Raw genomic sequence first — 26,028 nt, forward strand, 5'->3', positions numbered from 1 at the left:
CCGCCAAAGGTCGGGGCATGACGCTGCACCATTACCGTGCAATACTCGCGGCCGTTTGTTGGCGAAGGTTCCTACGCTGGCCAGGTAATGCTCCTCCGCAAAAGGCGTGTTTACCGAGAGTTCCCGCTGAATCTTGCCGTTTATAGAGTGAAAACCCCTGGGTTTAGCTTTTTATACTGCACCCCCGCTGATCTGGCCTGGCCAGACCGTTTTACCCAAAAGGTGAACCGGAAACGGTACGCCCTGGCACACCCGCCACGACGCTCCGGACTCGGTGGCTCATATCCAATAACAAGACGAGGTTGTATCCCTATGCCCGCTGGCAATCACCTGCCCCAAGGCGAGACCGCTCAGGGCGGTCCGCTGAAACGCGAACTTGGCGAACGGCATATTCGCCTGATGGCCCTCGGCGCCTGTATCGGTGTCGGCCTGTTCCTCGGTTCGGCCAAGGCCATTGAAATGGCCGGCCCGGCAATCATGCTGTCCTACATCATCGGCGGCCTGGCGATCCTGGTGATCATGCGCGCCCTCGGCGAGATGGCTGTGCACAACCCGGTGGCCGGCTCCTTCAGCCGCTACGCCCAGGATTACCTCGGCCCGCTGGCGGGCTTTCTCACGGGCTGGAACTACTGGTTCCTGTGGCTGGTGACCTGTGTCGCAGAAATCACCGCCGTCGCCGTCTACATGGGCGTGTGGTTCCCCGATGTGCCACGCTGGATCTGGGCCCTCGGCGCGCTGGTCAGCATGGGCACCATCAACCTGATCGCGGTCAAGGCGTTCGGTGAGTTTGAGTTCTGGTTCGCGCTGATCAAGATCGTCACCATCATTGCCATGGTGATCGGCGGCGTCGGCATCATTGCCTTCGGTTTCGGCAACGATGGCGTGGCCCTGGGGATTTCCAACCTGTGGAGCCACGGCGGCTTTATGCCCAACGGCGTACAGGGCGTGTTGATGTCCCTGCAAATGGTGATGTTCGCCTACCTGGGCGTGGAGATGATCGGCCTCACCGCCGGTGAAGCGAAGAACCCGCAGAAGACTATCCCGAGTGCCATCGGCTCGGTGTTCTGGCGCATCCTGCTGTTCTACGTGGGGGCGTTGTTCGTGATCCTGTCGATCTACCCGTGGAACGAAATCGGCACTCAGGGCAGCCCGTTCGTGATGACCTTCGAGCGTCTTGGCATCAAGACCGCCGCCGGCATCATCAACTTCGTGGTGATCACTGCGGCGCTGTCGTCGTGCAACGGCGGTATCTTCAGCACCGGGCGCATGCTCTACAGCCTGGCGCAGAACGGCCAGGCCCCGGCCACGTTCGGCACTACGTCGAGCAACGGCGTGCCGCGCAAGGCGCTGCTGCTGTCGATCTTCGTCTTGTTGTTGGGCGTGTTGCTCAACTACATGGTCCCGGAAAAAGTCTTCGTCTGGGTCACTTCCATCGCCACCTTTGGTGCGATCTGGACCTGGCTGATGATCCTCCTGGCCCAGCTCAAGTTCCGCAAGAGCCTGACCCAGGCCGAACGTGACGGCCTCAAATACCGCATGTGGCTGTACCCGGTCAGTTCCTATCTGGCGCTGGCGTTCCTGGTGTTGGTGGTGGGCTTGATGGCGTACTTCCCGGACACCCGCGTGGCGCTGTATGTCGGCCCGGCGTTCCTGGTGGTGCTGACCGTGTTGTTCTACGTGTTCAAGTTGCAGCCCACCCAAGCTGCGGCACGCACCGCAAGCTGAGATTGTTCTGCGCTCAACAAAAAGCCCCTTTCGGGGCTTTTTGTTTTTCAGGCGGTGGCGATGCGTGCCGGTTGGGTGAGCCGCTTGTTCAAATCCAGCCAGGCCCCCAGCAACGCCATCAGCCCTGCGCCTACCAGTGCGGTGAAGATTTGCATGGCGAAGGCATCGCCGGTGATCGCATTGATCATGTCCGCCAGGGGCGCCAGCAGCACCCCCAGGCAGAACACTTCCAGGGAGTAACGCCCCATGCGGCAGGTTTGTTGTGCCAGCCAGTTTTGCGTCCAGGCGCGGCCGGGTAACAGCTTCGCGGTGACGTAGGCCAGGGCCAGGAAGTGCAACAGCCGCACCGGCGACAAGTCGGTCTTGCTGATGGGGTACAGCAGGTCACTGAGTGCCGATGGCATCAGCGCATCGTGGATTTCCGGCCAGCGCCACGAGAGCGTGAGAACCCCCGCCACCAGCGCGTACATCGCCGCAGCCACGAACAGCGGCTGACGCAACAGCCCACGGGTTTCTGCGGGACGTGGCTGCTGCGCATGAATCGCCGCCGCACCGCCCAGCACAAACAGCAACTGCCAGGTCACCGGATTGAAGTACCACACGCCGTCGGCAATCGCCGACAGGTTCCAGCCCAGGTGCGGGGCCAGCAGGTACACCGTCAGCGAAACAGCCACCACCGCCCAGGTCTTGCGCAGCAGCAACGGCAGCACCAGCGGCAAGCAACCCAGCAGCACGATGTACAGCGGCAGCGGGTCCATCAGGTTGGGCTTGAAGCGCAACAGCAGCTCATCCACCAACGCTTGCTGGGGATGCGTGACGAAGTGCGTAAGGCCCATCTCTTCAACCAGGTCGCGGGTTTCCACATGGCTGTTGGCGAAGAACACGATGCCCATCAGCATCGCCAGCAAGAAGATATGCACCACGTACAGCACCCAGGTGCGTCGCCAGATTTTTACGCAGGCGATCAAGTAACCGTCGCGCTGCAGGACCTTGCCGTAGGCCAGCACCGCCGCATAACCGGCCAAAAAGACGAAGACTTCCGCCGCGTCGCTGAAACCGACGTTGCGCAGGGTGATCTGGCCCAGGGGGTTGTGGGGCACGTGATCCCAGAAAATGAAGATCAACGCCAGGCCCCGAAAAAAATCGATGCGCGGGTCGCGTCCGTTCAGCATGGCAGCGGGCTCTTGAACAAAGGGTTTAGTAATGACAAGCGGACGACGGCTTTTGCCGAGCCGTACGTCGGGCGGGGCGCAGGTTGGCGGTATTTGTAAGCAATTGCAAAGCCGAGTTTTTTGCTGAATGTCTCATCGCTTCGTTTAAACGTCGATGATCACCAGCGTGCCGTGGCTACCGGCAAGTACCGCATGGGCGATGCCGGCTTCCACCAGGTACATCTGACCGGCGGCGACGTCGATGGCCTGCTCGCCGATGGACAGGCGCAAAAGGCCGTCGATCACCAACAGCCCTTCGTTGTAGTCGTGGGTTTCTTCTTTATAAGCCTGCGCGTCCATGCGCAGCACCTTGATCCGCGCCGGGCCGACCTGGCCCAGGCGGGTGGATTTCCAGGTGTCCGGAAGTTGTGCGGCGATGGCGGTGAAGTCCAGTAACGGCATGGTGAAGCTCCTTGTTTCAACGATGCCGTTCGGTGGTCCGGTTCAGGCGCAAAAGGGATGGCTTAGAACGCGTCCATCAGCAAAACCCGGCAGGGTTTGGCTTCGTATTGGTTGATCTGCGGCACCAGGCGGGTGAAGTGCTCCGTCTGGCAGTGCGCATCCAGCGCGGCCTGGTCGGGCCATTGCTCGACAAAGATAAAGTGCCCGGGGTCTTTCTGGTCGACGAACAGATCGTAGGCGAGGCACAGCGGTTCCTGGCGGGTTTTCTCTACCAGTTCGGCGTACCACGGGCGCACGGTGTCGAGGTGTTCGGGTTTGATGAAGTCTTCGGCAATCACTTTCAGCATCGTATCGCTCCGTTAAACAGATCAGGCTGCGGCGATTTCATTCGGCTCAAAACTATCGGCCCGCGCCATCTGCCACATGCGCGAATAAAACTCGCCGTTCACTTCGCCGGTGAGCAATTCACCTGGCTTGAGGAACACATGCAACTGCGAGAACAACTTGATCTCGGTGGCCGACATACGTCGCACCAAATGCTTGGCCGACAGTTGCGACGGATGATCGAGACCGGCGGCGGCGAGCATTTCGGCCAGGGCCTTGAGCGTGTTGCGGTGGAAGTTGAACACGCGCTGGGCCTTGTCCGGCACCACCAGTGCCCGTTGGCGCAGCGGGTCTTGGGTGGCCACGCCGGTGGGGCATTTGTTGGTGTGGCAGCTTTGCGACTGGATGCAGCCAATGGCGAACATGAAGCCCCGCGCCGAGTTGGCCCAGTCGGCACCGATGGCCAGGACGCTGGCGATGTCGAACGCGCTGACGATCTTGCCGCTGGCGCCGAGTTTGATCTTGTCCCGCAGGTTCAAGCCCACCAGGGTGTTGTGCACGAACAACAAGCCTTCACGCAGCGGCACGCCGATATGGTCGGTGAACTCCACAGGTGCGGCGCCGGTGCCGCCTTCCTTGCCGTCCACCACGATAAAGTCCGGGAGGATACCGGTTTCGAGCATGGCCTTGGCGATGCCCATGAATTCCCACGGGTGGCCCAGGCAGAACTTGAAACCCACCGGCTTGCCGCCCGACAACTCACGCAACTGGGCGATGAAGTGCATCATTTCGATGGGGGTGGAAAACGCACTGTGGCGCGACGGCGAGATGCAGTCTTCACCCATCATGATGCCGCGGGTCTCGGCGATTTCCTTGGTCACCTTGTGCTTGGGCAGGATCCCGCCGTGGCCCGGTTTGGCGCCTTGGCTCATCTTGATTTCGATCATCCGCACTTGCGGGTTCTGCGCCTGTACGGCGAAGCGCTCCGGGTCGAAAAGGCCGGCGCTGGTACGGCAGCCGAAGTAGCCGCTGCCCAGTTCCCAGGTCAGGTCGCCGCCGTTTTCCCGGTGATAGGGGCTGATACTGCCTTCGCCGGTGTCATGGGCGAAATTGCCGAGCTTGGCCCCCTGGTTGAGGGCGCGAATCGCGTTGGCGCTCAACGAGCCGAAACTCATGGCCGAGATGTTGAACACCGAGGCCGAGTACGGCTGCTTGCACTGCGGGCCACCGACCATCACGCGAAACGCGCTGGGGTCACTCAACGGCGCAGGGCGCATGGAGTGGCCGATAAATTCAAAGCCGGACTGGTACACGTCGATCAGCGTACCGAAGGGTTTGTCGGCGCTTTCGTTCTTGGCGCGGGAATAGACCAGCGAGCGCTGGGCCCGGGAAAAGGGCAGGGCGTCGCTGTCGGATTCCAGCAGGTATTGGCGGATTTCCGGACGGATGCCTTCCACCAGGTAACGGATATTGCCCAGGATCGGGTAGTTGCGGCGCACCGCGTGGGGGCTTTGCAGCAGGTCGAAAATGCCGATCAGGCTGAGGATGCCGGTGACTGTCGCGATCGGCCACACCCATTCTTGTTCGATAAACGGCATGCTGGCGAGGGTGAAAATGACGCAGGCGGCAAAGAACGCGTAACGGCTTAGTAACGACAGGCTCATACGGTTTTCCTTAGGTTCCACTCATCAGTAATACGATTTTCAGGCGTTTTGCGCCTGCAGAAAAATCGAGAACAGCTCCGACTGGGATTTGATCCCCAGCTTGCTGTACATGTGTTTCTTATGGACTTTCACGGTTTCAACAGAGATTTCCAGCTTACGAGCGATTTCCTTGCTGGAGCAACCACTGAGCATCAAACGGCCCACATCCAGCTCCCGCGCGGTGAGTTGCGCCCCCCAGCCATCGTTGTGGATCGGCGCCTGCGGGGCGCTCACCTGGTTGAGTTCATGGGGCAGGCGTTGGCGCAGCAAGCCCAGCACCCAGGGCTGAATCAGCGACAGCAGGGCAATCTGCTGCGGCTCAAAGCGCTGTTTGGAGCCCAGGGACAGGCATAAGGTTCGCCCGTCCGGTTGCTGGCAGTTGAACTGGATTTCATCGGCCACCACGTTCAGCCGGAAGTAGCGCTGGTAGTACTCGGTCAGCTCGAAATGCTCCGGGGCCACTTCGGCCAGGCGAAACAGCCCGGTGCGTGAGTGTTCGCGGCTGGCGATGTAGAAGGGGTCGAGCAGGTACAAGCCGTTGAGGTAATCCTGGAACAGATGGTCCGGCTCACCGTCCTGGCCCGGGCATTCGGCGAACACCAGGGGCTTGTGCGCGCTGCTGAACAGCAACACCACCCAACTGTCGAACGGCACATATTGGTCCAGCAACCGGACCAGCTGCGTCCAGAAATTCGGCTGGTCCAGGGCGTCTATCATCTGCCCCACCGAACGGTGCCAGGCGATGTCTTCCAGCGACAATGTCATGCATCTACCCCCATAGGGTTAACCCGGCTGCGTAATTTCCCGAGTGTTCGCGGCTGCGCATACTGCGCCACAGATAAAGAACAAGGAATCACCATGAAGGTCGAATTTGCCCAGCTGGCAGGCCGCGATAACGCCACAGCTTACAACCTTGAGCGCGCTTTGGCGGCGATTGCTGCGTGTGCGGCGGATACCCAATTGGTCGTATTCCCGGAAACCCACCTGATGGGCTTCCCGACCGCCGACACCGTGGCCGAGGTGGCCGAGCCGGTGGAGGGCCCGACCGTCCAGGCGATTATCCAGGCGGCGCGCACGCACAATATCGCCGTTGTCATCGGCATGGCCGAGAACGACGCCGGCCAGTTCTACAACACCACCTTGATGGTCACCCCGGACGGCATCGCCCTGCGTTATCGCAAGACCCACCTGTGGGCCTCGGACCGCGGCGTGTTCACCCCCGGCGACCGCTACGCCACCTGCGTGTGGAACGGCGTGTGCGTGGGCCTGCTGATCTGCTACGACATCGAATTCCCGGAAACCGCCCGCGCCCTGGCGCAGTTGGGCGCTGAAGTGTTGATCGTCACCAACGGCAACATGGACCCGTACGGCCCCACCCACCGCACCGCGATCATGGCCCGCGCCCAGGAAAACCAGGCGTTTGCGCTGATGGTCAACCGGGTGGAAGAGGGCGACGACGGCCTGATGTTTGCCGGTGGCAGTGCGCTGGTGGATCCGTTTGGCAGCTTGCTGTTCGAAGCCGGGCGCGCGGAAGGGCAGTTCAGGGTTGAACTGGACCTGGGGCAACTGGCGGCGGCGCGACAGGATTATCGCTACCTGGATGACCAGCGCTTGAAATTGCCCGGGGAGGTGATCGAGCGCAAGGACGGAACGCGGGAGTTGCTGATCCCCAAACCCTGACCCCGATTCTTGTGGCACGGATGCTGTTGTGGCGAGGGAGCTTGCTCCCGCTGGGGCGCGAAGCGGCCCTAAGATTTTGGGGCCGCTGCGCAGCCCAGCGGGAGCAAGCTCCCTCGCCACAAAAGGGGTAATCACCACAACGTGGCACCCGTTCAAAAAGCGGCTTCAACCATAAAAATTATTGTTCCTGCTACACCGACTTCAGTCCTGCCATAACTCTAATAATTGCGCGGAGAATCGCTCATGGCTCGTTTGCAACGCACCCTGTCGCTAGGGTCGGTGGTGCTGTTTGGCATCGCCTATATGACACCGATCATTGTCCTGGGCACCTTCGGCATCCTGGCGCAATCCACCGCCGGGATGGTCCCGGCCGCTTACCTGGCCGCGCTGGTGGCGATGTTCTTCACCGCCATGAGCTACGGCCGCATGGCCTCGGCGTTCCCGGTGGCCGGTTCTGCCTACAGCTACGTGCGCAAGGCCATCAGCCCCAAGCTCGGGTTTATCGCCGGTTGGGCGGTGTTGCTCGACTACCTGTTCCTGCCCATGGCCATCTGGCTGATCGGCGCGGCCTACCTGCATTCGGCCTTTCCGGCTGTGCCCCAATGGGTCTGGGTTCTGGCGTTTATCGGGGTCACCAGCGTGATCAACATCATCGGCCTGAAACTCGCCAACGGCATCAACGCCTTGCTGATGCTGGTGCAGTTCCTGGTGCTGATCGCCTTCGTCGCGCTGTGCATCCACTACATCGGCGGTGACGCCAGCAAGCCGCTGTGGACCATCACCCCGTTCTTCAACGGCCAGATGCACATGCCGCTGATCATGAGCGGCGCAGCGATCGCCTGCTATTCGTTCCTGGGCTTTGACGCGGTCAGCACCCTGACCGAAGAAACCCGTGACCCGCGGCGCACCATTCCCCGGGCGATCATGCTGATCACCCTGATCGGCGGACTGATCTTTGTCGGGGTGTCGTACTTCGTGCAGATCGCCCATCCATCGTTCGAATTTACCGACGTGGATTCCGCAGCCTACGAGATTGCCCGCAACATTGGCGGCGACCTGTTCGTGTCGATCTTCCTGATCGGCCTGATCGTCGGCCAGTTCGCGTCGGGGTTGTCGGCCCAGGCCAGTGGTTCGCGGTTGCTGTTTGCAATGGGGCGCGACGGGGTGTTGCCCAAGTCGTTCTTCGGTACTTTGCATGCGCGCTTCGGTACGCCGGTCAACAGCATCCTGCTGTGCGCGGTGGTGGCGTTACTGGCGTTGAGACTGGACGTCACCACCTCGACCTCGTTCATCAACTTCGGCGCGTTCCTGGCTTTCAGCCTGGTGAACCTGTCGGTGATCTTCCACTACTGGATCGGCGCGAAGCAGCGTGGGTTGCGGGAGCTGGTGTTGTTCCTGGTGTTCCCGACCATCGGGCTGGTGGCGGATTTGTGGTTGATGGTCAGCCTCGATCACCTGGCGATCTACCTGGGCCTGAGCTGGTTGGCGATTGGCCTGGTGTACCTGGGTTTCCTGACGCGGGGCTTCTCGCAACAGCCGCCGGAAATGGACTTTCAGGAAGCCGCATAGAAGCTCGGGGTCTATTCTTATTGCAATCGGTTCTCGTTTGGGCGCATCATTTGTGTTACTGTATAACACTTGATGTTCACCCAGACGCCCCGGAGGCCTTATGAAACCTGGTATCCACCCCGACTACCGCACCGTGCTGTTCCATGACACCGCCGCCGACGTTTTCTTCCTGATCGGTTCCACCGTGGAAACCGACCGTACGCAGAAACACAGTGACGGCAACACCTACCCTTACGTGCTCCTCGACGTGTCCAGCGCCTCGCACCCGGTGTACACCGGCCAGCAGCGCAAGACCCAGTCCGAAGGCCGCATCGCCGGCTTCAACAAGCGGTTTGCGTCGTTTGGTTCGAGCCCGAAGAACGCCGAAGCCTGAGCCTGTCCCCTGTAGAGGTTTGCCTTTACAGGGGATCTGTCGTCTGGCGAATCGGCAACACCACCCGAAACGTCGTGCCTTTGCCCACTTCGCTGTTCACTGAAATGGTCCCGTGATGCTTCTTCACAATGCCATACGACAGCGACAGCCCCAGGCCTGTACCTTCGCCCACCGGCTTGGTGGTGAAGAACGGGTCGAAGATCTTCTGCACAGTCTCCGGCGCGATCCCGCAGCCGGTGTCCGCCACTTCCAGCCAGACCTGGTCGCCCTCCACGCCATTGCTGAGGGTGATGGTGCCGCGTTCCGGGCCCATGGCCTGGGCGGCGTTGATCACCAGGTTCATCACCACCTGATTGAGCTGCGAGGCCAGGCATTCAATGTCCGGCAGCACTTGGAAATGCTTGACCACATCGGCCTTGTACTTGAGTTCGCTGGCGACGATATTCAGGGTTGAGTCGATACCCTGTTGCAGGTTTGCCCACTGCCATTTCTCGTCGTTGTCGACCCGCGAGAAATCCTTCAGGTCCTTGACGATCCGGGCCACGCGACCAATGCCGTCCTTGGATTCGTGGATCAGAATCGGAATGTCTTCCTTGAGAAACTCCAGGTCCATGGCGTTGCGCAGGCGTTGCAATTGCGCCAGGCATTCGCCGGGCGCAAGGGCTTCTTCGGCCTGCTGGTAGGCGTCGAGCATCTGCTGCAACTGTTTGAAGTAGCCGTCCAGGGTGCTCAGGTTGGAGGAGATGAACCCCACCGGGTTGTTGATTTCATGGGCCACGCCCGCCGCGAGCTGGCCCAGGGACGCGAGTTTTTCCGACTGCACCAACTGGCTTTCCAGTTGCTTGCGCTCATCGATCTCCAACTGCAGCGCTTGGCTGGCCAAGGTCAATGCCTGGGTACGCTGCTCCACCAGATGTTCCAGGTGACTGGTTTGCAGGGACGCACGCCGGGCCATGTCCCATTTGGCGGCCAGGGTGTTAGCCATCTGTTGGACTTCGATGTTGTCGAAGGGCTTTTTCAGGATCAGCAGGCGGTCATGGCCCTGCAGCCGAAACAGCAGTTCTTCCCAGGAGTAATCGGAGTAGGCGGTGCACACCACCACTTGCAGTTGGGGGGCGACTTTCCATAATTCTTCGATGGTTTGCGCGCCGTCCCAGCCCTGGGGCATGCGCATGTCGACAAAGGCCAAAGCGTAGGGACGCTCCTGTTGCATGGCCTGGCACAGCAACTGCAATCCTTCCTGGCCGCCGTAGGCCGAATCCAGCTCAAAGGCCAGGGCCTGGGGTGTGGCGCTGTCGCCGAAGAGCGCGGTTTCCATCTCATCCAGTTGTTGGTTCGCATCCACGGGCGGCATCAAAATCTTGCGAAAGTCCTCGTGAATCGACGGGGTGTCGTCGATCAATAAGATTCGCCGGTTCGGTGGTTTATTCATGCTCAGGTCCGTACGGGATCAAGGGGGATGAGCAAGGTGAACAACGCGCCTTTGCCCGGGCCATCGCTGTGGGCAGTCAGGCGGCCCTTCATTTCCAGGGCCGCCAGGGCGCAGCTGTGCAGGCCAAAGCCGTGGCCTTCCTTGCGGGTGGTAAAACCGTGGGTGAAGATTCGCGTCATATTTTCTGCGGGTATGCCTTCGCCTTCGTCCTTGACGCTGATCTGCAAGGTGCCGTCATTCAGCGGCAGCACCGTCAGGGTCATTTGCCGGGTGCGGTCGGTGAGGTTGGACATGGCGTACTTGGCGTTGCTGATCAGGTTGACCAGGATCAGCAGCAGCCGATGCTTGTCGGCCATGATCTCGGGGACGTCGTTGTAGTGCTTGACCACGGTCACATGGTGGCGGCTCAAGGCCCCGGAATTCATGCGCAGGGCATCCTCCATCAAGGCGCTGATATGCACCGGCTCCAGCAGTGTGGATGCGCCGGCGTAGGACTGCTGGGTGGAGACAATGTCCTTGATGTGGTCGACGCTTTTGCTCAGTTGCGCCAGTTCCTCGGTGAGGCCCTGCTGTTCAGTGGCGATGGCCTCGACCAACTGGTTCAGGTAATCGGGCAACAACTTGCCTTTTTCATTCTCGGTGAGAAAGGTCCCCAGGTCGCGGCGGTGCTCGTTGATCAACTGCATGGCCTTGCCCAGCCCCAGCGCCTTGCTGGTGCGCAGCTTGCGCGTCACCAGCTCGGCGGAGATGTTCACGCTGTTGAGTACGTTGCCGACGTTGTGCAGCACGTTGGTGGCAATTTCCGCCATGCCGGCCTGGCGGGCGCTGTCCATGAGTTCACCTTGGGCGTCCTTGAGTTCCCGGGTACGTTCCTCGACGCGTTGCTCAAGGTTTTCGTTGACCACATGCAAGGCCCGGTTGACCCGGTTGATCTCGGCGAAACTGCGCAACAGGCGAATCGCCAGGTACAGCAGCAGCGCCACCAACAAGGTCGAAAACACCAGCAGGTAGCGATGGTATTTCTGGTCGAGCAGGTCGGCGGCCGCCTGGTCCTGGTTGAGCTGGTTGGTCAGGTCGTCCAGGCGTTCGGCCAGCGGCACGGCGGCGATGCGTTCGAGCAGGTCGTTGACCACGGGCTGTTCACGCAGGATCAGCGAAATGTGCTTGCTGAGAATATCCACCGGCACCTGGAACGACTCGGGCAGGCTCAGTTTGTTGATCGCCAGTTTGTTCAGGCCCACCAGAATGTCGGCGGCCTTGTCGTCGCTGGTCACCTGGGCGAATTCAAGGCTGCTCAGGAGTACGTCGTAGGTGTCGGTGGCGATGCTTTGCTGAAGCAGCTTGTCGCCGTCGGTGAGTGCCAGGAACTGCGCCTGGATATCGTCTTCGGCGGTAGGCAGGAAGGCCAGGGAATTGCGCAGTACCGCATTGTGGGACTTGAACCGCTCCACCAGCCGGGCCTTTTCCTGGATCTCCTGGCGATAGGCGTCCTGGCTGGATTGCCAGCGGGCCGGGTCTTCGTGAGTGTTCTGCGATTCGCGGCGCTCAAGCTGGGCCCACAGGTCGTTTATCTCTTTGAGGGGGGCGACCAAGGGATCGTAGTTGTGGGTCAGGGCAATCCTGGCCTTGAGCACTTCGCTGTCCCATTGTGAGTTCAGTTGCTTGATTTCGCGGATCAGGTCGCGGGATTCGGAGTAGGTGGTCTGCTCGCTCGATGACTTGAGGTACAGGAATACCAGGATCGAGGCGAGTATCAGGGTCATGGCGCTGAGCATGAGCTGGGTGGCGCGGCGGGAGAGCTTCATAGGGGCTTGCCTGCCCATTCGCCGGTCAGGGTTTTCAGAAACAGCACGATCAGGGTCTTGTCTTCCGCGGAGGGAATGCGCCCCAACTGGTACTTGAACATCACGTCGACGGCTTCTTCGAGGGTCTTGGCCGAGGCGTCGTGAAAGTACGGGGCGGTGACTGCCACGTTGCGCAGGCTGGGCACCTTGAACACGTTGCGGTCTTCCTCGTCCTTGGTCAGCAGGTAGCGTCCCAGGTCGGCTTCGGTGGGGTTGCCACGGGCTTTGAAGTAGTCGTCCATCACGCCGAATTTCTGGTACATGTTGCCGCCGATATTCGCGCCCTGATGGCAGGCGATGCAGCCGTATTCCTTGAAGCGCTGGTAGCCGTATTTTTCTTCAAGGGTGAGGATGTCGGTGTTGCCCAGCAGGTATTGGTCGAAGCGCGAATTGGGAGTGAGCAGGGTCCGTTCATAGGTCGCCAGGGCATTTTGCACCGTGGCGGGCGTAATGCCGTCGGGGTAGACCTGTTGGAAGGTGGCCTGATAGTAGGGCAGCGCCGACAAGGTCCGGATCACGGTTTTCCAGTCGTTGCCCATTTCCAAGGGGCTGGTGACCACTTGTTCGACCTGCGCTTCAAGAGTGTCGACCCGTGCGTTCCAGAATTGTTTGAAGTTCAGGCTGGCGTTGAACACGGTCGGGGTGTTGAGCGCCACGGGCTTGCCGTCGAACCCCAGGGAAAACGGCTGATTGTCGACGCCGCCGGTTTGCAGGTCATGGCAGCTGGCGCAGGACTTGGTGTTGTTGACCGACAGTTGTGTTTCGTTGAACAACTGGCGCCCCAGCTCCACCGTTGCCGGATCCAGTTGCGGTATCGGCGGCAGCGGCTTGAGCGGTTCGTCCAGGGGCGCGGCCATCACGGGCAGACAGGTCGCCAGCCAAAACAGGATGGCGAGCCCGGGCACCCATGAAGACCGGTGAACATTGCGTGGCGTGGCGTCGCTCAAGCGATGATTCCTTGGGGAAGAAGGTTATTGGCTAGGCATCAGGGTGCGTGGTCCGGCTTGCATGAACTCGGCGAATTCATCGGCTGCCACAGCCTTGCTGAACAGAAAACCCTGGCCTTCCTCACACTGGTGAGCCCTGAGGAAGTCCAATTGCTCAACCGTCTCCACGCCCTCGGCAATGATGTTCAGGTCCAGGCTTTTACCCAGGCTGATAATCGCGCTGATCAGTTGTGCGTCCTGGGTGTTTTTACTCAAGCCACGAACGAACGATTGATCGATTTTCAGCACATCAATGGGAAAGCGCCGCAGGTAGCTGAGGCTGGAATAGCCGGTGCCGAAATCATCCACGGCCAGGCGCACCCCCATGGTCTTGATCGCCCGTAAGGTAACCAGGGTCTCCTCGACGTTTTGCATCAGCACACTTTCGGTAATCTCCAGCTCCAGCAAGCCCGGCGTGAGGTGGGTGCGCTCGAGGATGGCCGCCAGGTTGGCGACAAAATCCCGCTGGCGAAAATCGATGGCCGAGATGTTCACTGAAATACAGATCGGCGCCATGCCGGCTGCCTGCCAGGCTTGCGCTTGCTCGCAGGCCTGGCCCAGCACCCATTGGCTCAGGAGCACGATCAGACCGCTGTCCTCGGCCACTGGGATAAAGGCCGACGGGTAGACCCAGCCGTGATCGGGCTGGTACCAGCGAATCAAGGCCTCCGCGCCGACAATTCGGCCGCTGTTCAAGTCCAGTTTCGGTTGGTAGTGCAACACAAACTCGTTGCGTTGCAGGGCCAGCCGAATCGCGGTCTCCAGGCTGTGTTGTTCCTGGGCGTGGCGGTTCATGTCATCGATGAAAAAGCTGAAGTCATTCGGGCCGTGATCCTTGGCGGCGTGCATGGCGGTTTCGGCTTTCTTGATCAATTCCACGGCGCTGAAACTGTCATTGGGGTAAATGCTGATGCCCAGGCTGGCGGTGACGCTCAGGTCGTGGCCGGCCACGTAGCGGATGTGGCTGACCACCTTCAGGACTTTCTCGGCGATGTGCTGGGTTTGCTGGGGATGATGAACGTCGTTGAGGATCAGCACGAACTCGTCGGAGCCGTAGCGAAACACCGAGTCCGACTCGCGCACTGTCGCCACCAGGCTTTGGCTGACTTGCTTGAGCACTTCATCGCCCACTGGGTGGCCCAGGGCGTTATTGATGCGCTTGAAGCGGTCCAGGCCGATAAACATCACCGCCAACTGGGTGTCATGGCGCCGGCAGGCGGCGATGGCCTGGGTCAGCCGGTCTCCCAGCAGCGTGCTGTTGGGCAGGTCGGTGAGGGCGTCGTATTGCAACAGGTGCGAAACCTTGAGCAGCTCCTGCACCCGCTCCTCCACTGTACGTTCCAGGCCCATCAGCTTGAGGGCGGCATCCTGTGTGAGCTGCCATTTCCAGGTCAGGGCACTGGCCATCTGGCGGATTTCGAGGTTATCGAAAGGCTTTTTCAGGATCAGCAGTTGGTCGTCGTATTTGAGGCGCGCTTCGATAGCTTCAAAGGAATAGTCGGAGTAGGCCGTGCACAAGGCGATTTGCAGGTGGGGGTCGATCGCCCACAGTTGCTCGATGGTCTCCAGTCCGTCCCAGCCCGGCGGCATGCGCATGTCGATAAAGACCAGGGCGTAGGGGGTGTTGGCTGCCACGGCCTTGGTCACCAGGGCCAGCGCTTCCTCGCCTTGATAGGCCGAGTCCAGCAGGAACGTCTGGCGCACGGCAGGGGCGGTGCCGAACAGAGTCTCTTCGATGCTGTCCAGGGATTGGCCGCCGTTGGTGTCGGCTTCGAGGATCTTGCGGAAGTCTTCGTGGATCGACGCGGTGTCGTCGACGATCAGGATCCGTCGATTGGCCCTCGCGGAGCGCGGGTTCACGAGCGGTTCCGGGAGGCGCTCAACTGCATATTCTGGCGCATGTGGCTTCCTTACCTTGAGTGCATCGGTAAACAGGGGCGGTCATGGGCTTCTTGCCACAAGCATAGTTGGCTCCCTTGAATAAGTCGGCCAGTTGGCGTCAAATCAACGCCAGTTACCCCCGCATTCATCTAGCGCTCAATGCTCCTGCAAGTACAGCGATTGATGACGACGGGCGCGCAATGGTGCAATTTTGTGTCATTGAGAGGAGGTGTCGCCATGGACGAGCAACTAGCAACGACTGCCCCCTACACCCCCACGATTTTGCTGGTCGACGACGAAGAGTCGATTCTCAACAGCCTGCGCCGTTTGCTGCGCGGCCAACCCTATGACGTGCTGCTGGCCGGCAGTGGCGCCCAGGCCCTGGAAATCATGGCCGCGCGGCCCATCGACCTGGTCATGACCGACGCCCGCATGCCGGCCATGGACGGCGCGATGCTGCTGGCCGAGACCCATCGGCTGTACCCGGCTACCACGCGCATCCTGCTGACCGGCTACGCCGACATGAGCATGATGATCAAGGCGATCAACGAAGGGCAGATCCACCGCTATATCAGCAAACCCTGGAATGACGAGGAAATGCTCCTGACCCTGCGCCAGTCCCTCGAGCACCAGCATTCCGAGCGCGAGCGGCTGCGCCTTGAGCAGTTGACCCGGGAGCAGAACGACCAGTTGAAAGCCCTTAATGCCAGCCTGGAAAAACGCGTGGTGGCGCGCACTTCCGAGCTGCAGCAGACCGCCGACATGCTCGACCTGGCCTACGATGAACTCAAGCGCAGCTACGTCACCGGTACCGAGGTGTTTTCGCTGCTGGCCAACCTGCGGCTACCCAAGGAAAAACAGACCAACCGCCAACTGATCGAACTGATCCGCGTGTACTGCAAGTTCCAGCCCATGGACGAAGCCAGCGCGCGCGACCTGACCATGGCTGCCGCGCTCTACAACATCGGCAAGTTAAGCTGGAGCGACAGCATGATGATCTCTCCCAGCGACCTGCTGCACAGCACCGACCGTGAGCGTTACCGGGCGTATCCGACCCAGAGCGAATCGTTGCTGATGACCCTGGAACCGATGAAAGACGCGGCACGCTTGATCCGCCATCACCAGGAACGCTGGGACGGCAGCGGCTTTCCCGACCACCTCAAGGGCGACGCAATTCCGCTGGGCTCGCGGCTGTTGAAACTGGCGGTGGATTTCATCGAACTGCAACGCGGCTTGATCCTTGAGCGGCAGATGAACAGCGACGAAGCGCTGCTTTACATCCGCAAATACGCCGGGCGCCTTTACGACCCGGAGATGGTGGAAGACTTCATCCAGGCCTGCGCGGCGTTTCTCAGTGACGTGACCCTGGGCGATCCGTCGGTCAAGGTCCTGACCACCCGCGAACTCGCCGAAGGCATGGTGCTGGCGCGCAACCTCAACGCCGACAACGGCATGCTGCTGCTCAACGCCGGCAAGGTGTTGAACCTGCCGCTGGTGGACAAGCTGATTGCGTTCGAAGCCATGGAAGGGGCGAAGTACAGCGTCTTCATCAAGGTGCCGGATGAGGCGCTGCTTTCGGGCTGAGGCCGGTTCATGGGATCCTTGCGCCTTTGTATTCAAGGCGACCTTCCCATGACCTCCACCATTCGCATCGCCGCCGCCCTGCTGATCGGCAGCAACGGCCAGACCCTTTTGGTACGCAAGCGCGGCACCCAGGCCTTCATGCAGCCAGGCGGCAAGATCGACGCCGGCGAGCAAGCTGCCGAGGCCCTCGCCCGTGAGCTGCACGAGGAACTGGGCCTGAGGATTGACCCGGCGGCGGCTGTTTACCTGGGGCAGTTCTCGGCGCCGGCGGCGAATGAGCCGGGGTTTGTGGTGCAGGCCGAGCTGTTCCAGGTGCACATCGACGTGGCGGTGACACCGGCTGCCGAGATTGAAGAGGTGCGCTGGATCGACCCGGCCGGCGACGGCGGTTTGCAGCTTGCGCCGCTGACTCGGGATTTGATTCTGCCGTTCTATCGCTCGTCGCTGATCCCTGCCTGACCTTGTGGCGAGGGAGCTTGCTCCCGCTGGGGCGCGAAGCGGCCCCAAGATTTCTGGGTCTGCTGCGCAGCCCAGCGGGAGCAAGCTCCCTCGCCACAGGTACCCGCTATTTATCAGCGCACGGCGCTGACCCCGTCCAGGGTCGAAAACGAGGTGTCCTTGGCCGTCAGCAGGAAGTCGCGCATATAGGGCGCGTCCAGCATGTCGGCGCGAATCCCGGCGTACAGCGTGGCAAACAGGCCTTTTTCCCCCAGCCGCTTGGCTTTCACATAGCCCCGGGAGCTGTATTCATGCAGCGCCCAATGGGGCATGCCGCACACGCCGCGACCGCTGGCCACCAACTGCATCATCATCACCGTCAGTTCCGAGGTACGCACCTGGGCGGGTTCCACGTCGGCGGGTTCCAGGAAGCGGGTGAAGATGTCCAGGCGATCACGTTCCACCGGGTAGGTGATCAGGGTTTCGCTGATCAGGTCTTCGGGCACGATGTAAGGCTTGTTCGCCAGCGGGTGCTGGTTGGCCACCGCGAGCATGGCTTCGTAGGTGAACAACGGCACATAAGTGATGCCCGGCAGTTCCAGCGGGTCGGAGGTCACCACCAGGTCGAGGTCGCCACGGGCCAGGGCCGGCAGCGGCGCGAAGGCGAAGCCGGAGGCCAGGTCCAGTTCCACTTCGGGCCAGGCGTCGCGGAACTGGTCGATGGTGGGCATCAGCCACTGGAAACAGCTGTGGCATTCGATGGCCATGTGCAAACGCCCGGCCGTGCCGCCGGCCAGGCGTGCGATGTCGCGTTCGGCACCGCGCAGCAAGGGCAGGGTGGCATCCGCCAGTTGCAGCAGGCGCAGGCCGGCACTGGTGAAGCGCAGTGGCTTGGTCTTGCGCACAAATAGCTGCATGCCCAGGCGTTCTTCAAGTTCCTTGAACTGGTGGGAGAGCGCTGATTGCGTCAGGTGCAGGCGCTCAGCGGCCTCCACCAGGCTGTCGGCTTCGCGCAAGGCGTGCAGGGTCTTGAGATGGCGGATTTCGAGCACGGGGTCTCCATGAATATAACTGGTGACAAATTCGGATTGGTTGAGTTTGTCTCATGTTGTTATGCCTGTCGACCGTCGTGCTCAAGTCCCGCCGCCTTCACACCCCGGCAAAGTGCCGGGTGGCCAGCGGTCGCCCGATATTGCCGCGCCAGATCGGATCCACCGTGGCCCCGGCTTGCGCCTGGGCGACTTGCCATTGCAGGCCCAGGTTGCGCTGCTCGGGGATCTTCAAGTGGGCCTTGATGAACTCGTCGAACTGCGCCCCGGCCTTGTCGTAATGAAAATGCGCATACCACAGGGGGACGGGCGGCGTTTGTGTCAGGTCCTGAACCACGTATTCCTGAAGAAAATCCGCCCGTCCTTTCTTGCCTTCATTGAGGTTGCGAGCCGGTTCACCCTTGCGAATATCCACCACCCGTTGTTCGCGAAGGTAGTCCAGATAACCTTCGGTGGGGGTTTTGCTGACGAGGGTCTGGCGGATGCGCAGGTTGCGGCCCTTGATGGTCAGTTCCGCGGCCTTGGCACGCAGTAGGCGCACGAGGTCTTCGGTGGGGTCCAGGCGTTCCAGACGATTGGCCCGCAAGTTCAACTCGGCTGCTTCGCTGACCAGCAGGTGTTCCAGGTCCACCGGTAGCATTTTTTGCTCGATATAGGCGATGACGCGGCTTTCGTACTGCGCGACGTTGTCCAGGCGAGCCCTGGCTTCGCTCGCCACGAACTGCTTGACGTTGGATTCCGGCGGCGCGGGCTCCGAGGCGGCACTGTCCTTGAGCCGGGACTTGCCGCCGGGACCCTTGATCCAGGTCTCGGTCGGCCCTCTGGCGTTCTCCACCCGGTAGGTGGTGGCCTGGGTTTGCGGGTCGATGCTCTCGGTACCCACCAGGGAAATATTGTCCTCGGTGTCGAATACTCGCCGCACAGGTTGCCCGGCTGCTGGGCGGCTTGCTGGCGAGTCCTTGATGGCGCGGCGGGCCAGTTCGATCATCTGGTCAATGTCGACGAAAAACGCGCTGAGTTGCGCCTGATCGAAATGCTGCGGGTAACCGAGATTCCAGGCGCGGATGGTCAGCCGGAATTGTTCATAGGCCTGTATGCAGTCCTCCAGCACCTTGCGCCGCTGTGTGATGTTGGCACTGGCGTTGGGCAGTTCAAAATGCGAGGCCTGGGCCCGGCTGACCTTGGCATAGCTGTCCCGGGCCTGGGCCCGCAGGTACCACCAGGACAGCTCGGTCACTTCAGGGTATACCTCAAGGGTGTCGAAGCGGTGCGCCAACCTCAGGTGCATGCGGTAGCTGTCGTTGAGCACGCGTCGGAACTGTTCCAGCATCGGGCTCAGCCGGCCACGGTGGGCGGTGTCAGTCACTTTTTCGAACCAGCGGTTGAAGTGCGAAAAGTCGGCATCAATGAGGTCCAGGTCGCGCAGAATCTCGCTGCTGATCCTTTTACGTTGCCGCAGGATGTTCAACACGGCGGGAACAAGCTCCGGGGTGTCGAAGACCTCGGGGGCGATGGTGGTCATGTTGTGGGGGCGAAGCTCCAGGACCTGCGCCTCGATGCGCCTGAAATGGTAGCGCGCCCTGTTCAGGGTGGTCAGCGTCAGGCGCGCGGCATTGCGGCTCATGTCCTCTCTGATCGCGCGCTGGCGGTTGCCGCTGGTGAAGGGCGCGAACTCGGTCAGTTCCTGATACTGGCGGCTGTACAGTTCGATGTCCTGTTCGAAGGATCTGCGGATCGCCGGATCTGATGGGTTGGCCCGGGCCATCAGTTCTTCGGTTCGGTTAATGGAACTCGCAATCAAGTCTTCGCGGCTGTTGATAGTGTTGGCCAGCGCCTGTTGGCGGCGCAGGGCGCGGTCGGTCCACCAGCGCGGCAAGTAATCACGAATCGACTGGGGCCAGATCGGATCAAGCACTTCGGCCATATGCCCGAGCACGCTGCCGCCACCCGCCAGGCCACCCTTGAATGCGCTGCCGTAGACGCCGTAGTGGGTGTCCCATTCACCGTTTTCATCCAGGGCAATCGGCTGCTTGTAGGTTTTGCTGCGGGTCGGGCTCAGGCGCCAGTCCAGGGGATCGCCGGCCAGCTCAACTTGGTAGATGCGCCCGCGCCGCACGATGAAGTCGCCTTCGGTATGCCGGTACACGTTGCGATAGAACCCGTGGGTTTGAGGTTGCAGCCCCGCCAGCGAGATCACCCCTTCATATTCATAACCGGCGAAACGCTGTGCCGCCCGTCGAGCCTGGGTGACCGAGGGCAGGTGCAGGCTGGCGGCGCTGCTGGCCAGATGGCGCAATTGACGCTGGCGGGTGGCGGCGCGGGCGTTGACCGGCAGGGCGAGGCTGCCCGGCAGAATGTCCATGGCGCAGTCGATCAGCGACAACAGCACCGCTTCGACCTCGGCCAGGCCATGGCCGACGTTCCCGCGCAAGAAGGCGGCAGTCGCCAGGTTGGCACTGGACCAGGCGTCATACAACGCGACGACCGAGCCCACGAAAGGCACCAGCCCCAGGGCGATTTTCAAGTAGTTGAAGATCAGCCCGGCGCGCAACGCATTCTGCTCCAGCAACAAGGCCGCGTTGGAGCGCGAAGTCGCGCGATGCGCTTCTATGACCCGTCCCATATGGGCGTTCAGCAAATGGGCGGCCAGCGACGTGGTGGCCGGCCAGGGGGTTCCGACGGCAAAGATCGGATCAAAATTCCGTTGCTGGGCCTGGGCGATCCGGGCGAGGTGGGCGAGGTGGGCGGCGGTGTCGCCTTTGATGGCCAAGCCTGCCAGGTAAGCACTCATGCCGCTGCCCAGGCTGAGGTCGTAGAGTGCCTTGCGCGCCAGTTCCAGGCTCGGGTAACGCCGCAGGTCCTGATTATCCGGGCTGTTCGGCAGGTACAGCAGGGTCAGGCCGGAGACTTGCTCCTGAATAAAGGTGACCCCCGACAGGGTGGTCGGACCGAAGTCGGTATCTTCCCCGCCCGCGCTCAGCGTGGCCGGCAGCAGCACGATTTTCTTGCCCTCCACCTGCCAGGCACCCGCGTTGTCGGCGTCGATGGCGATGTTCAGCAGCCGCAGATCGTTGTCGTCGAATCGCCCCAGGGCCCGGGCGCGTTTGCCTTGCAACATGAGCATCAGGCGCAGGGGCTCGGTCAGGCATTCGCGCCGGTGCTGGTTGGTGAAAGGCGCCGCCGCGGGATCACCGAGGAAGGTGCGGGTGATCAAGCTTTCGTAGGCCCCGGCAAGGTCGAGTTCCTTGACCAGGGTTTTCAGGTATTCCAGGGACAGGCCGGTGGTCAGCCGGGTGGTTTCAAGGGCATCGGCGCCGGTGACATCGAGCTTCATGTAGGTCAGGCGCTGGGCCAGCGTCGGGTCGATGTTTTGCTGGGCCAGTTGCAACAACGACAGCGTGCTGCGGCGGGAACTGGGCACCGTCACATACTTGAACGGGGTACCCGGGCCCGCATACTCGGACAGGTATTCGCGCTCCTGGCTGACCGCGTCAGGCAGGTCCAGCTGCACAGACCAGGCGTGTTCAAGTTGGAAGTCTTCGCGCAGGCGCTGATCCAGGCGGCGCTGGCCGAAATCATCGAAGGGTTCAAGCTCACGCTCAAGCAATTGCTGCGAGCGATGCAGGGCGCTGATCTGCGCTTGAACCAGGCGTTTGAGCGCCAGGCGTTCATTCGCCGGCAACTGGCTCAACTCCCCAGGCAGTACCCCGGCCAGGGTGGCGCTGCGTTGTTGCTCGAGCAGCTGTCCGTAGGCCAGCTCACGCGCCGGGTTCACTGGGGTTTGCAGGGTGAACAGGGTTTGCTCCTTGAGCTTGTCCAGGCCATCGGCGCGCTCCTGGGCGAACGGTGGCACCGGGAAAAGGGAGATCAGCGCGTACGCCTTTTGTTCGCTGGCGTACAGCTGCTGTTGCAACGAGTATTCAATCGGGTCGCCGGTCAGCAGCGACAGTTGCAGTGTGACGTCCTGCGCTTCGCTCGACAGCTTGAACAGGGAGTGTTCCAGGGCTTGGCGGGATTCGAAGCGCTGCAGGCCCCCCGCGTTGCCGGGCCAGTAGAGCAACAGGCTGTGTGGGGCCGAAGCGCTCAAGGCACTGGTCTGGGTGATGAGCAGCAGGCCCGTCAGCTCCTCTGGGCCTTCCTTTGGGGCACGGCCGGAGAGTATCAGGCGGGTAACTGCGACAGCCGGGCGGCGTTCCGGGGCCGCGGGGTGCTCCGCGACAGCCAGGAGCAGGCGATGCTCTTCATCGCTGATCTGTTGGAGCGCGTGCTGGATGGCGCCCTCGGCGCGCAGGGCGGCGATCCGCGCCTGATAGAGCGCGTCATAGTGCGGATTGGGTTTTTGCCGCAGCTCAAGTTGATCGAAGGCGGCTTTTTTTGCCAGCAGGCCGCTGGCGGCATCATTGCCGGCTTGCTCTGCGTCTTTCAGCGCTTGCATCAAACCCTTCAACTGCGCCAGCCGGGCTGTTTGCTCAGGGCCATCGCCCAGGAAGCGTTCCAGTGCGCTGCGTTGTTGCTTGATCGCGGCCCAGCGCTGGCCCAGGGCAATGTCGGCGCTGAGGTGGCCGAAGGGCAGGGCAGGAGGCAGGTCGTCAGCGTCCGGGCCGGGCTTACCTGCCGGTTGAGGTGGCGCGATGAGTATCGGGATTTCCCGGCGCTGGCTGTCCAGGCGGTCGGCATCATCCAGGGCGTGTCTGGCGAAACGAGCCAGGTCGCTGCCATTGCGATGGCGGTTGCGCAGGCTTTCCAGTTGAGCCGCGTGCAAGTGCGACAGCAGGTCCAGAATGCCGTGCTCCAGCGCTTCAGTGCGCGAGCTGTATTCGACGGTGACCGCGTCCGCCGCGGCATCCGGCGGTACCAGTTGCTGATCCGCCGCGACCAGCCACCGCTCCATGTCGCTGCGTTGGCTGAACACCATCACGCCGGGTTGCCGGCAGGGCAGGTACAGGGTTTGAGTCAGCAACGGCTCCTGGCGCACGGTGATGACCCAGGCGCCAGGCAGTTTGACCTTGCTCTGGTCGGGCAGCCGCAACGCCAGCTGGCAGGTCTCGACGGGGCGTACGCCATTGGGGGCAGTGATCGGGTTGAGGACTGTCTGCAACGATATCAGTTGTTGGGCACTCAGCTTTCCCTGGGCGTAGGTCAATTGCCCACAGGCTTCGAAATGCTGGCAGTACAGGTGTGCAGCCCGCTCGCGACGGGACAACGGCGTGCCCGGTGCCCGGGTATTCCAGTAGTTCTCCCAGCGCACACTGAGCAATTTCCTCAGGTCCAGTGCCTGGAGCCGCTTGAGTACTTGCACGGGCGTGAGGGCTGACAGGCTATGGGACGCCAGGCCGACCACGGTGCTGCGGGCATCCAGGGTGGGGGAGATGTCTGGAAACTGGCAGATAAATCCCCAGGCATCCACCAGGCTGACGAAGTGCTCGTCGTGATCTTCAGTCTTGAGAAAACCCAGGCCGACCGGCGTGGCGCCCAGTTGCCAATGCTCTATGAGCAGTTGTTCGATGGAGTCGCGTACGCCCGGCGCCTGGGCGATAAGTGCATGCAGCTCCTGTTGGCTTTCGCGCCAGCGCGCGGAGGCTTGCAAGGACAGGCTTTGGTCCTGGAGGCGGGCCTGGCCTGGAAGCGACGGCGAGGCGAAGTCGCTCAGGGTGGCAGGTAAGGGAAGTAGGGTCAGGTCACTCATGATGGTGTGTTCATGCTCTGGTAAGACCGGGCTTGCCGGTGAATGCACCATTAAAGAGGCGGGGCCGGGGCGTGAGGTGATAGATAGATACGCTGATGACCGTTGGGCGCCCTTCATCAAACTGTCACTGAACTGTGGCAGCGCGCTTGTACAAACTTCATCAGACTCGCGCTCTACTGGGGTTCTGTGTTTCGGTGTTTTTCATGCGCGTGTTTTTTTTCATGGCCGCTCTGTTATTCGGCCTGCCGTCCTTTGCGGCTTCTCGATGTGATGTGAATGTTCCGACTGAACGGGTCGATCTGGAACAGGTGAGCCTGGCCTACCAGAGCATTGGTCGCGCCTCCGACCCGGCCTTGCTGCTGGTGATGGGCCTGGGCGGGCAGTTGATTCACTGGCCGGACGAAGTGGTGGTGGCCCTGTGTGAGCAGGGCTTTCGGGTGATTCGTTATGACAACCGTGATGTCGGGCTGTCCACCTGGCGCCAGGCACCGGCCAGCGCCAACCTGACGTTCGAAGTGCTGCGCTACAAACTTGGTCTTCCAGTGGCGGCGCCCTACACCCTGACCGACATGGCGGACGACGCACTGGGCCTGATGGACGGCTTGCACATCCAGCAATTCCACGTATTGGGCGCAAGCATGGGCGGCATGATCGCCCAGCACCTGGCGGCCATGGCGCCGCAACGGGTGGAAAGCCTGACCCTGATCATGACCAGCTCCGGCGCCGAAGGCCTGCCAGCACCGAGTGCGGCGTTGGTACAACTGTTGTCGCGCCGCAGCGCGCCCAATCGTGAAGTGGCCCTGGAACAACAGGCCGACCTGCTGGCGGCGCTGGGCAGTCCTTATGTGAAGGATGATCGCAAGGTGCTGTTGCAGCAGGCGGCGCAGTCTTACGACCGGGCGTTCAACCCTGACGGTGTGAAGCGCCAGATCATGGCGATCCTTGCCGAACCGAGCCGCGTGCCGTTGCTCAATCAACTGCGGGTGCCGACCCTGGTGGTGCATGGCACGGCCGATCCGTTGTTGCCGGTGATGCACGGGGTTCACCTGGCGGCACATATCCAGGGCAGCCAGTTACGGCTGATCCCGGGACTGGCCCATCGCTTCCAGGAGGCGTTCAAGGCGCCGTTGCTGGCGGCGGTCTTGCCCTATTTGCAAGAGCATCGGCAGGATGCGGCGCATTGGGCGCAGATCGACACGGTGGTGCCCGCGAAGGTTTTGTAAGGGCTTGACGGGGTGTATCGTGGGGCCTTTCCGGCGTTTAATGCCAGCGAGGTTGCCTAGTCATGAGTACTCCCCTGAAAATCGATTTCGTCAGCGACGTGTCGTGTCCCTGGTGCATCATCGGCCTGCGTGGCTTGACCGAGGCCCTGGACCAGCTGGGTCCGGAGGTGCAGGCCGAGATTCATTTCCAGCCTTTCGAGCTGAACCCGAACATGGCTGCTGAAGGCCAGAACATTACCGAGCACATCACTGAAAAGTACGGCTCCACGGCTGAGCAGTCCCAGGCTAACCGGGCGCGGATTCGTGATATGGGCGCGGAGTTGGGGTTTGCGTTTCGCACCGATGGGCAGAGCCGTATCTACAACACGTTTGATGCGCATCGTCTGTTGCATTGGGCGGGGCTTGAGGGGTTGCAGTACAACCTCAAGGAAGCGCTGTTCAAGGCGTACTTTACGGATCAGCAGGACCCGTCGGATCACCGGACGTTGGCGGGGATTGCCGAGGGTGTTGGGCTGGATCGTGTACGGGCGGAGGAAATTCTGGCTTCGGATGAATATGCCGCCGAGGTGCGGGAGCAGGAGCAGTTGTGGGTGTCTCGTGGGGTGACTTCTGTGCCTACGATCGTGTTTAACGATCAGTATGCGGTGAGTGGCGGGCAGCCGGCTGAGGCGTTTGTCGGGGCGATTCGGCAGATTATCAGTGAGGCTGGCAGGGGGTGATGGGGGCATATCCGTTGCTGCGGTAACGGCCTCCTACGGTTCCGCTCTTACAGCGGGTCACTTTTGAAAAGCGCAAAAGTAAGCAAAACGCTCTTGCCCCACCACTCGGCACCTCGCCTAGGCCCGGTGTGCCCACTCCGGCCTTGAACCGTGGGCCGCCGTCATGGGCCATCCTTGGCCCAGGACGGCTAACCCGGGC

Annotated in this window: 19 protein-coding genes; 8 read left to right on the plus strand and 11 right to left on the minus strand. The window is 61.5% G+C overall.

Annotated elements, in window-relative coordinates:
- Nucleotides 1–312: 312 nt before the first annotated feature.
- Nucleotides 313–1,725 carry an amino acid permease gene (locus tag D109_RS0129475; RefSeq protein WP_017480082.1) on the plus strand — a complete coding sequence of 471 codons (1,413 nt, stop codon included), beginning with the start codon at nucleotides 313–315 and terminating at the stop codon, nucleotides 1,723–1,725.
- Between the two features lie 47 nt (nucleotides 1,726–1,772).
- On the opposite strand, the gene D109_RS0129480 is transcribed toward D109_RS0129475, so the two are convergent.
- From D109_RS0129480 to D109_RS0129500, 5 genes are all read right to left on the minus strand, one after another.
- Entirely contained in the window at nucleotides 1,773–2,897 is a 1,125-nt protein-coding gene (locus D109_RS0129480; protein ID WP_017480083.1) for an OpgC family protein, read from the minus strand.
- Nucleotides 2,898–3,041: 144 nt separating this feature from the next.
- Entirely contained in the window at nucleotides 3,042–3,338 is a 297-nt protein-coding gene (locus tag D109_RS0129485) for a cupin domain-containing protein (protein WP_017480084.1), read from the minus strand.
- A gap of 62 nt (nucleotides 3,339–3,400) precedes the next feature.
- Nucleotides 3,401–3,685 carry a putative quinol monooxygenase gene (locus tag D109_RS0129490; RefSeq protein WP_017480085.1) on the minus strand — a complete coding sequence of 95 codons (285 nt, stop codon included), beginning with the start codon at nucleotides 3,683–3,685 and terminating at the stop codon, nucleotides 3,401–3,403.
- Between the two features lie 21 nt (nucleotides 3,686–3,706).
- Nucleotides 3,707–5,326 (minus strand): FMN-binding glutamate synthase family protein, encoded by a 1,620-nt coding sequence (locus tag D109_RS0129495; protein WP_017480086.1) that lies wholly within the window; start codon nucleotides 5,324–5,326, stop codon nucleotides 3,707–3,709.
- Between the two features lie 39 nt (nucleotides 5,327–5,365).
- Nucleotides 5,366–6,130 carry a LuxR C-terminal-related transcriptional regulator gene (locus D109_RS0129500; RefSeq protein WP_017480087.1) on the minus strand — a complete coding sequence of 255 codons (765 nt, stop codon included), beginning with the start codon at nucleotides 6,128–6,130 and terminating at the stop codon, nucleotides 5,366–5,368.
- 93 nt (nucleotides 6,131–6,223) lie between these two features.
- Here D109_RS0129500 and D109_RS0129505 point away from each other — a divergent pair, with 93 nt between their 5' ends.
- From D109_RS0129505 to D109_RS0129515, 3 genes are all read left to right on the plus strand, one after another.
- Nucleotides 6,224–7,045 carry a carbon-nitrogen hydrolase family protein gene (locus D109_RS0129505; protein WP_017480088.1) on the plus strand — a complete coding sequence of 274 codons (822 nt, stop codon included), beginning with the start codon at nucleotides 6,224–6,226 and terminating at the stop codon, nucleotides 7,043–7,045.
- A gap of 243 nt (nucleotides 7,046–7,288) precedes the next feature.
- Nucleotides 7,289–8,614 carry an APC family permease gene (locus D109_RS0129510; protein ID WP_017480089.1) on the plus strand — a complete coding sequence of 442 codons (1,326 nt, stop codon included), beginning with the start codon at nucleotides 7,289–7,291 and terminating at the stop codon, nucleotides 8,612–8,614.
- 100 nt (nucleotides 8,615–8,714) lie between these two features.
- Entirely contained in the window at nucleotides 8,715–8,987 is a 273-nt protein-coding gene (locus D109_RS0129515; RefSeq protein ID WP_017480090.1) for a type B 50S ribosomal protein L31, read from the plus strand.
- 25 nt (nucleotides 8,988–9,012) lie between these two features.
- Here the strand turns inward: D109_RS0129515 and D109_RS0129520 are convergent, their stop codons facing one another.
- The 4 genes from D109_RS0129520 to D109_RS0129535 all read right to left on the minus strand — a co-directional run bounded on the left by D109_RS0129520 (nucleotide 9,013) and on the right by D109_RS0129535 (nucleotide 15,109).
- Nucleotides 9,013–10,419 carry an ATP-binding protein gene (locus D109_RS0129520; RefSeq protein ID WP_026078300.1) on the minus strand — a complete coding sequence of 469 codons (1,407 nt, stop codon included), beginning with the start codon at nucleotides 10,417–10,419 and terminating at the stop codon, nucleotides 9,013–9,015.
- A 2-nt stretch (nucleotides 10,420–10,421) separates the two neighbouring features.
- Complete coding sequence (locus D109_RS0129525) at nucleotides 10,422–12,224, minus strand: DAHL domain-containing protein (RefSeq protein ID WP_017480092.1); 1,803 nt, start codon at nucleotides 12,222–12,224, stop codon at nucleotides 10,422–10,424.
- A complete protein-coding gene (locus D109_RS0129530; RefSeq protein WP_050555093.1) occupies nucleotides 12,221–13,168 on the minus strand; it encodes a cytochrome-c peroxidase in 948 nt (315 codons plus the stop codon). Before D109_RS0129530 ends, D109_RS0129525 begins: the two co-directional genes overlap by 4 nt.
- Nucleotides 13,169–13,234: 66 nt before the next feature.
- Nucleotides 13,235–15,109 (minus strand): bifunctional diguanylate cyclase/phosphodiesterase, encoded by a 1,875-nt coding sequence (locus tag D109_RS0129535; protein ID WP_017480094.1) that lies wholly within the window; start codon nucleotides 15,107–15,109, stop codon nucleotides 13,235–13,237.
- A 258-nt stretch (nucleotides 15,110–15,367) separates the two neighbouring features.
- On the opposite strand from D109_RS0129535, the gene D109_RS0129540 reads away from it, so the two are divergent.
- A complete protein-coding gene (locus D109_RS0129540; protein WP_017480095.1) occupies nucleotides 15,368–16,714 on the plus strand; it encodes an HD domain-containing phosphohydrolase in 1,347 nt (448 codons plus the stop codon).
- A 48-nt stretch (nucleotides 16,715–16,762) separates the two neighbouring features.
- Nucleotides 16,763–17,173 (plus strand): NUDIX domain-containing protein, encoded by a 411-nt coding sequence (locus D109_RS0129545; protein WP_017480096.1) that lies wholly within the window; start codon nucleotides 16,763–16,765, stop codon nucleotides 17,171–17,173.
- 113 nt (nucleotides 17,174–17,286) lie between these two features.
- Here D109_RS0129545 and metR read toward each other — a convergent pair whose 3' ends face one another.
- Entirely contained in the window at nucleotides 17,287–18,204 is a 918-nt protein-coding gene (gene metR / locus D109_RS0129550; RefSeq protein WP_017480097.1) for a transcriptional regulator MetR, read from the minus strand.
- Between the two features lie 97 nt (nucleotides 18,205–18,301).
- Complete coding sequence (locus tag D109_RS0129555) at nucleotides 18,302–23,887, minus strand: dermonecrotic toxin domain-containing protein (RefSeq protein WP_017480098.1); 5,586 nt, start codon at nucleotides 23,885–23,887, stop codon at nucleotides 18,302–18,304.
- A 203-nt stretch (nucleotides 23,888–24,090) separates the two neighbouring features.
- Here D109_RS0129555 and D109_RS0129560 point away from each other — a divergent pair, with 203 nt between their 5' ends.
- Both D109_RS0129560 and D109_RS0129565 read left to right on the plus strand, forming a co-directional pair.
- Entirely contained in the window at nucleotides 24,091–25,110 is a 1,020-nt protein-coding gene (locus tag D109_RS0129560) for an alpha/beta fold hydrolase (RefSeq protein ID WP_017480099.1), read from the plus strand.
- A 62-nt stretch (nucleotides 25,111–25,172) separates the two neighbouring features.
- Complete coding sequence (locus tag D109_RS0129565; RefSeq protein WP_017480100.1) at nucleotides 25,173–25,829, plus strand: DsbA family oxidoreductase; 657 nt, start codon at nucleotides 25,173–25,175, stop codon at nucleotides 25,827–25,829.
- Nucleotides 25,830–26,028: the final 199 nt, after the last annotated feature.

The organism is Pseudomonas sp. PAMC 26793 (assembly GCF_000313235.1).
Classification (GTDB): Bacteria; Pseudomonadota; Gammaproteobacteria; order Pseudomonadales; family Pseudomonadaceae; genus Aquipseudomonas; species Aquipseudomonas yamanorum.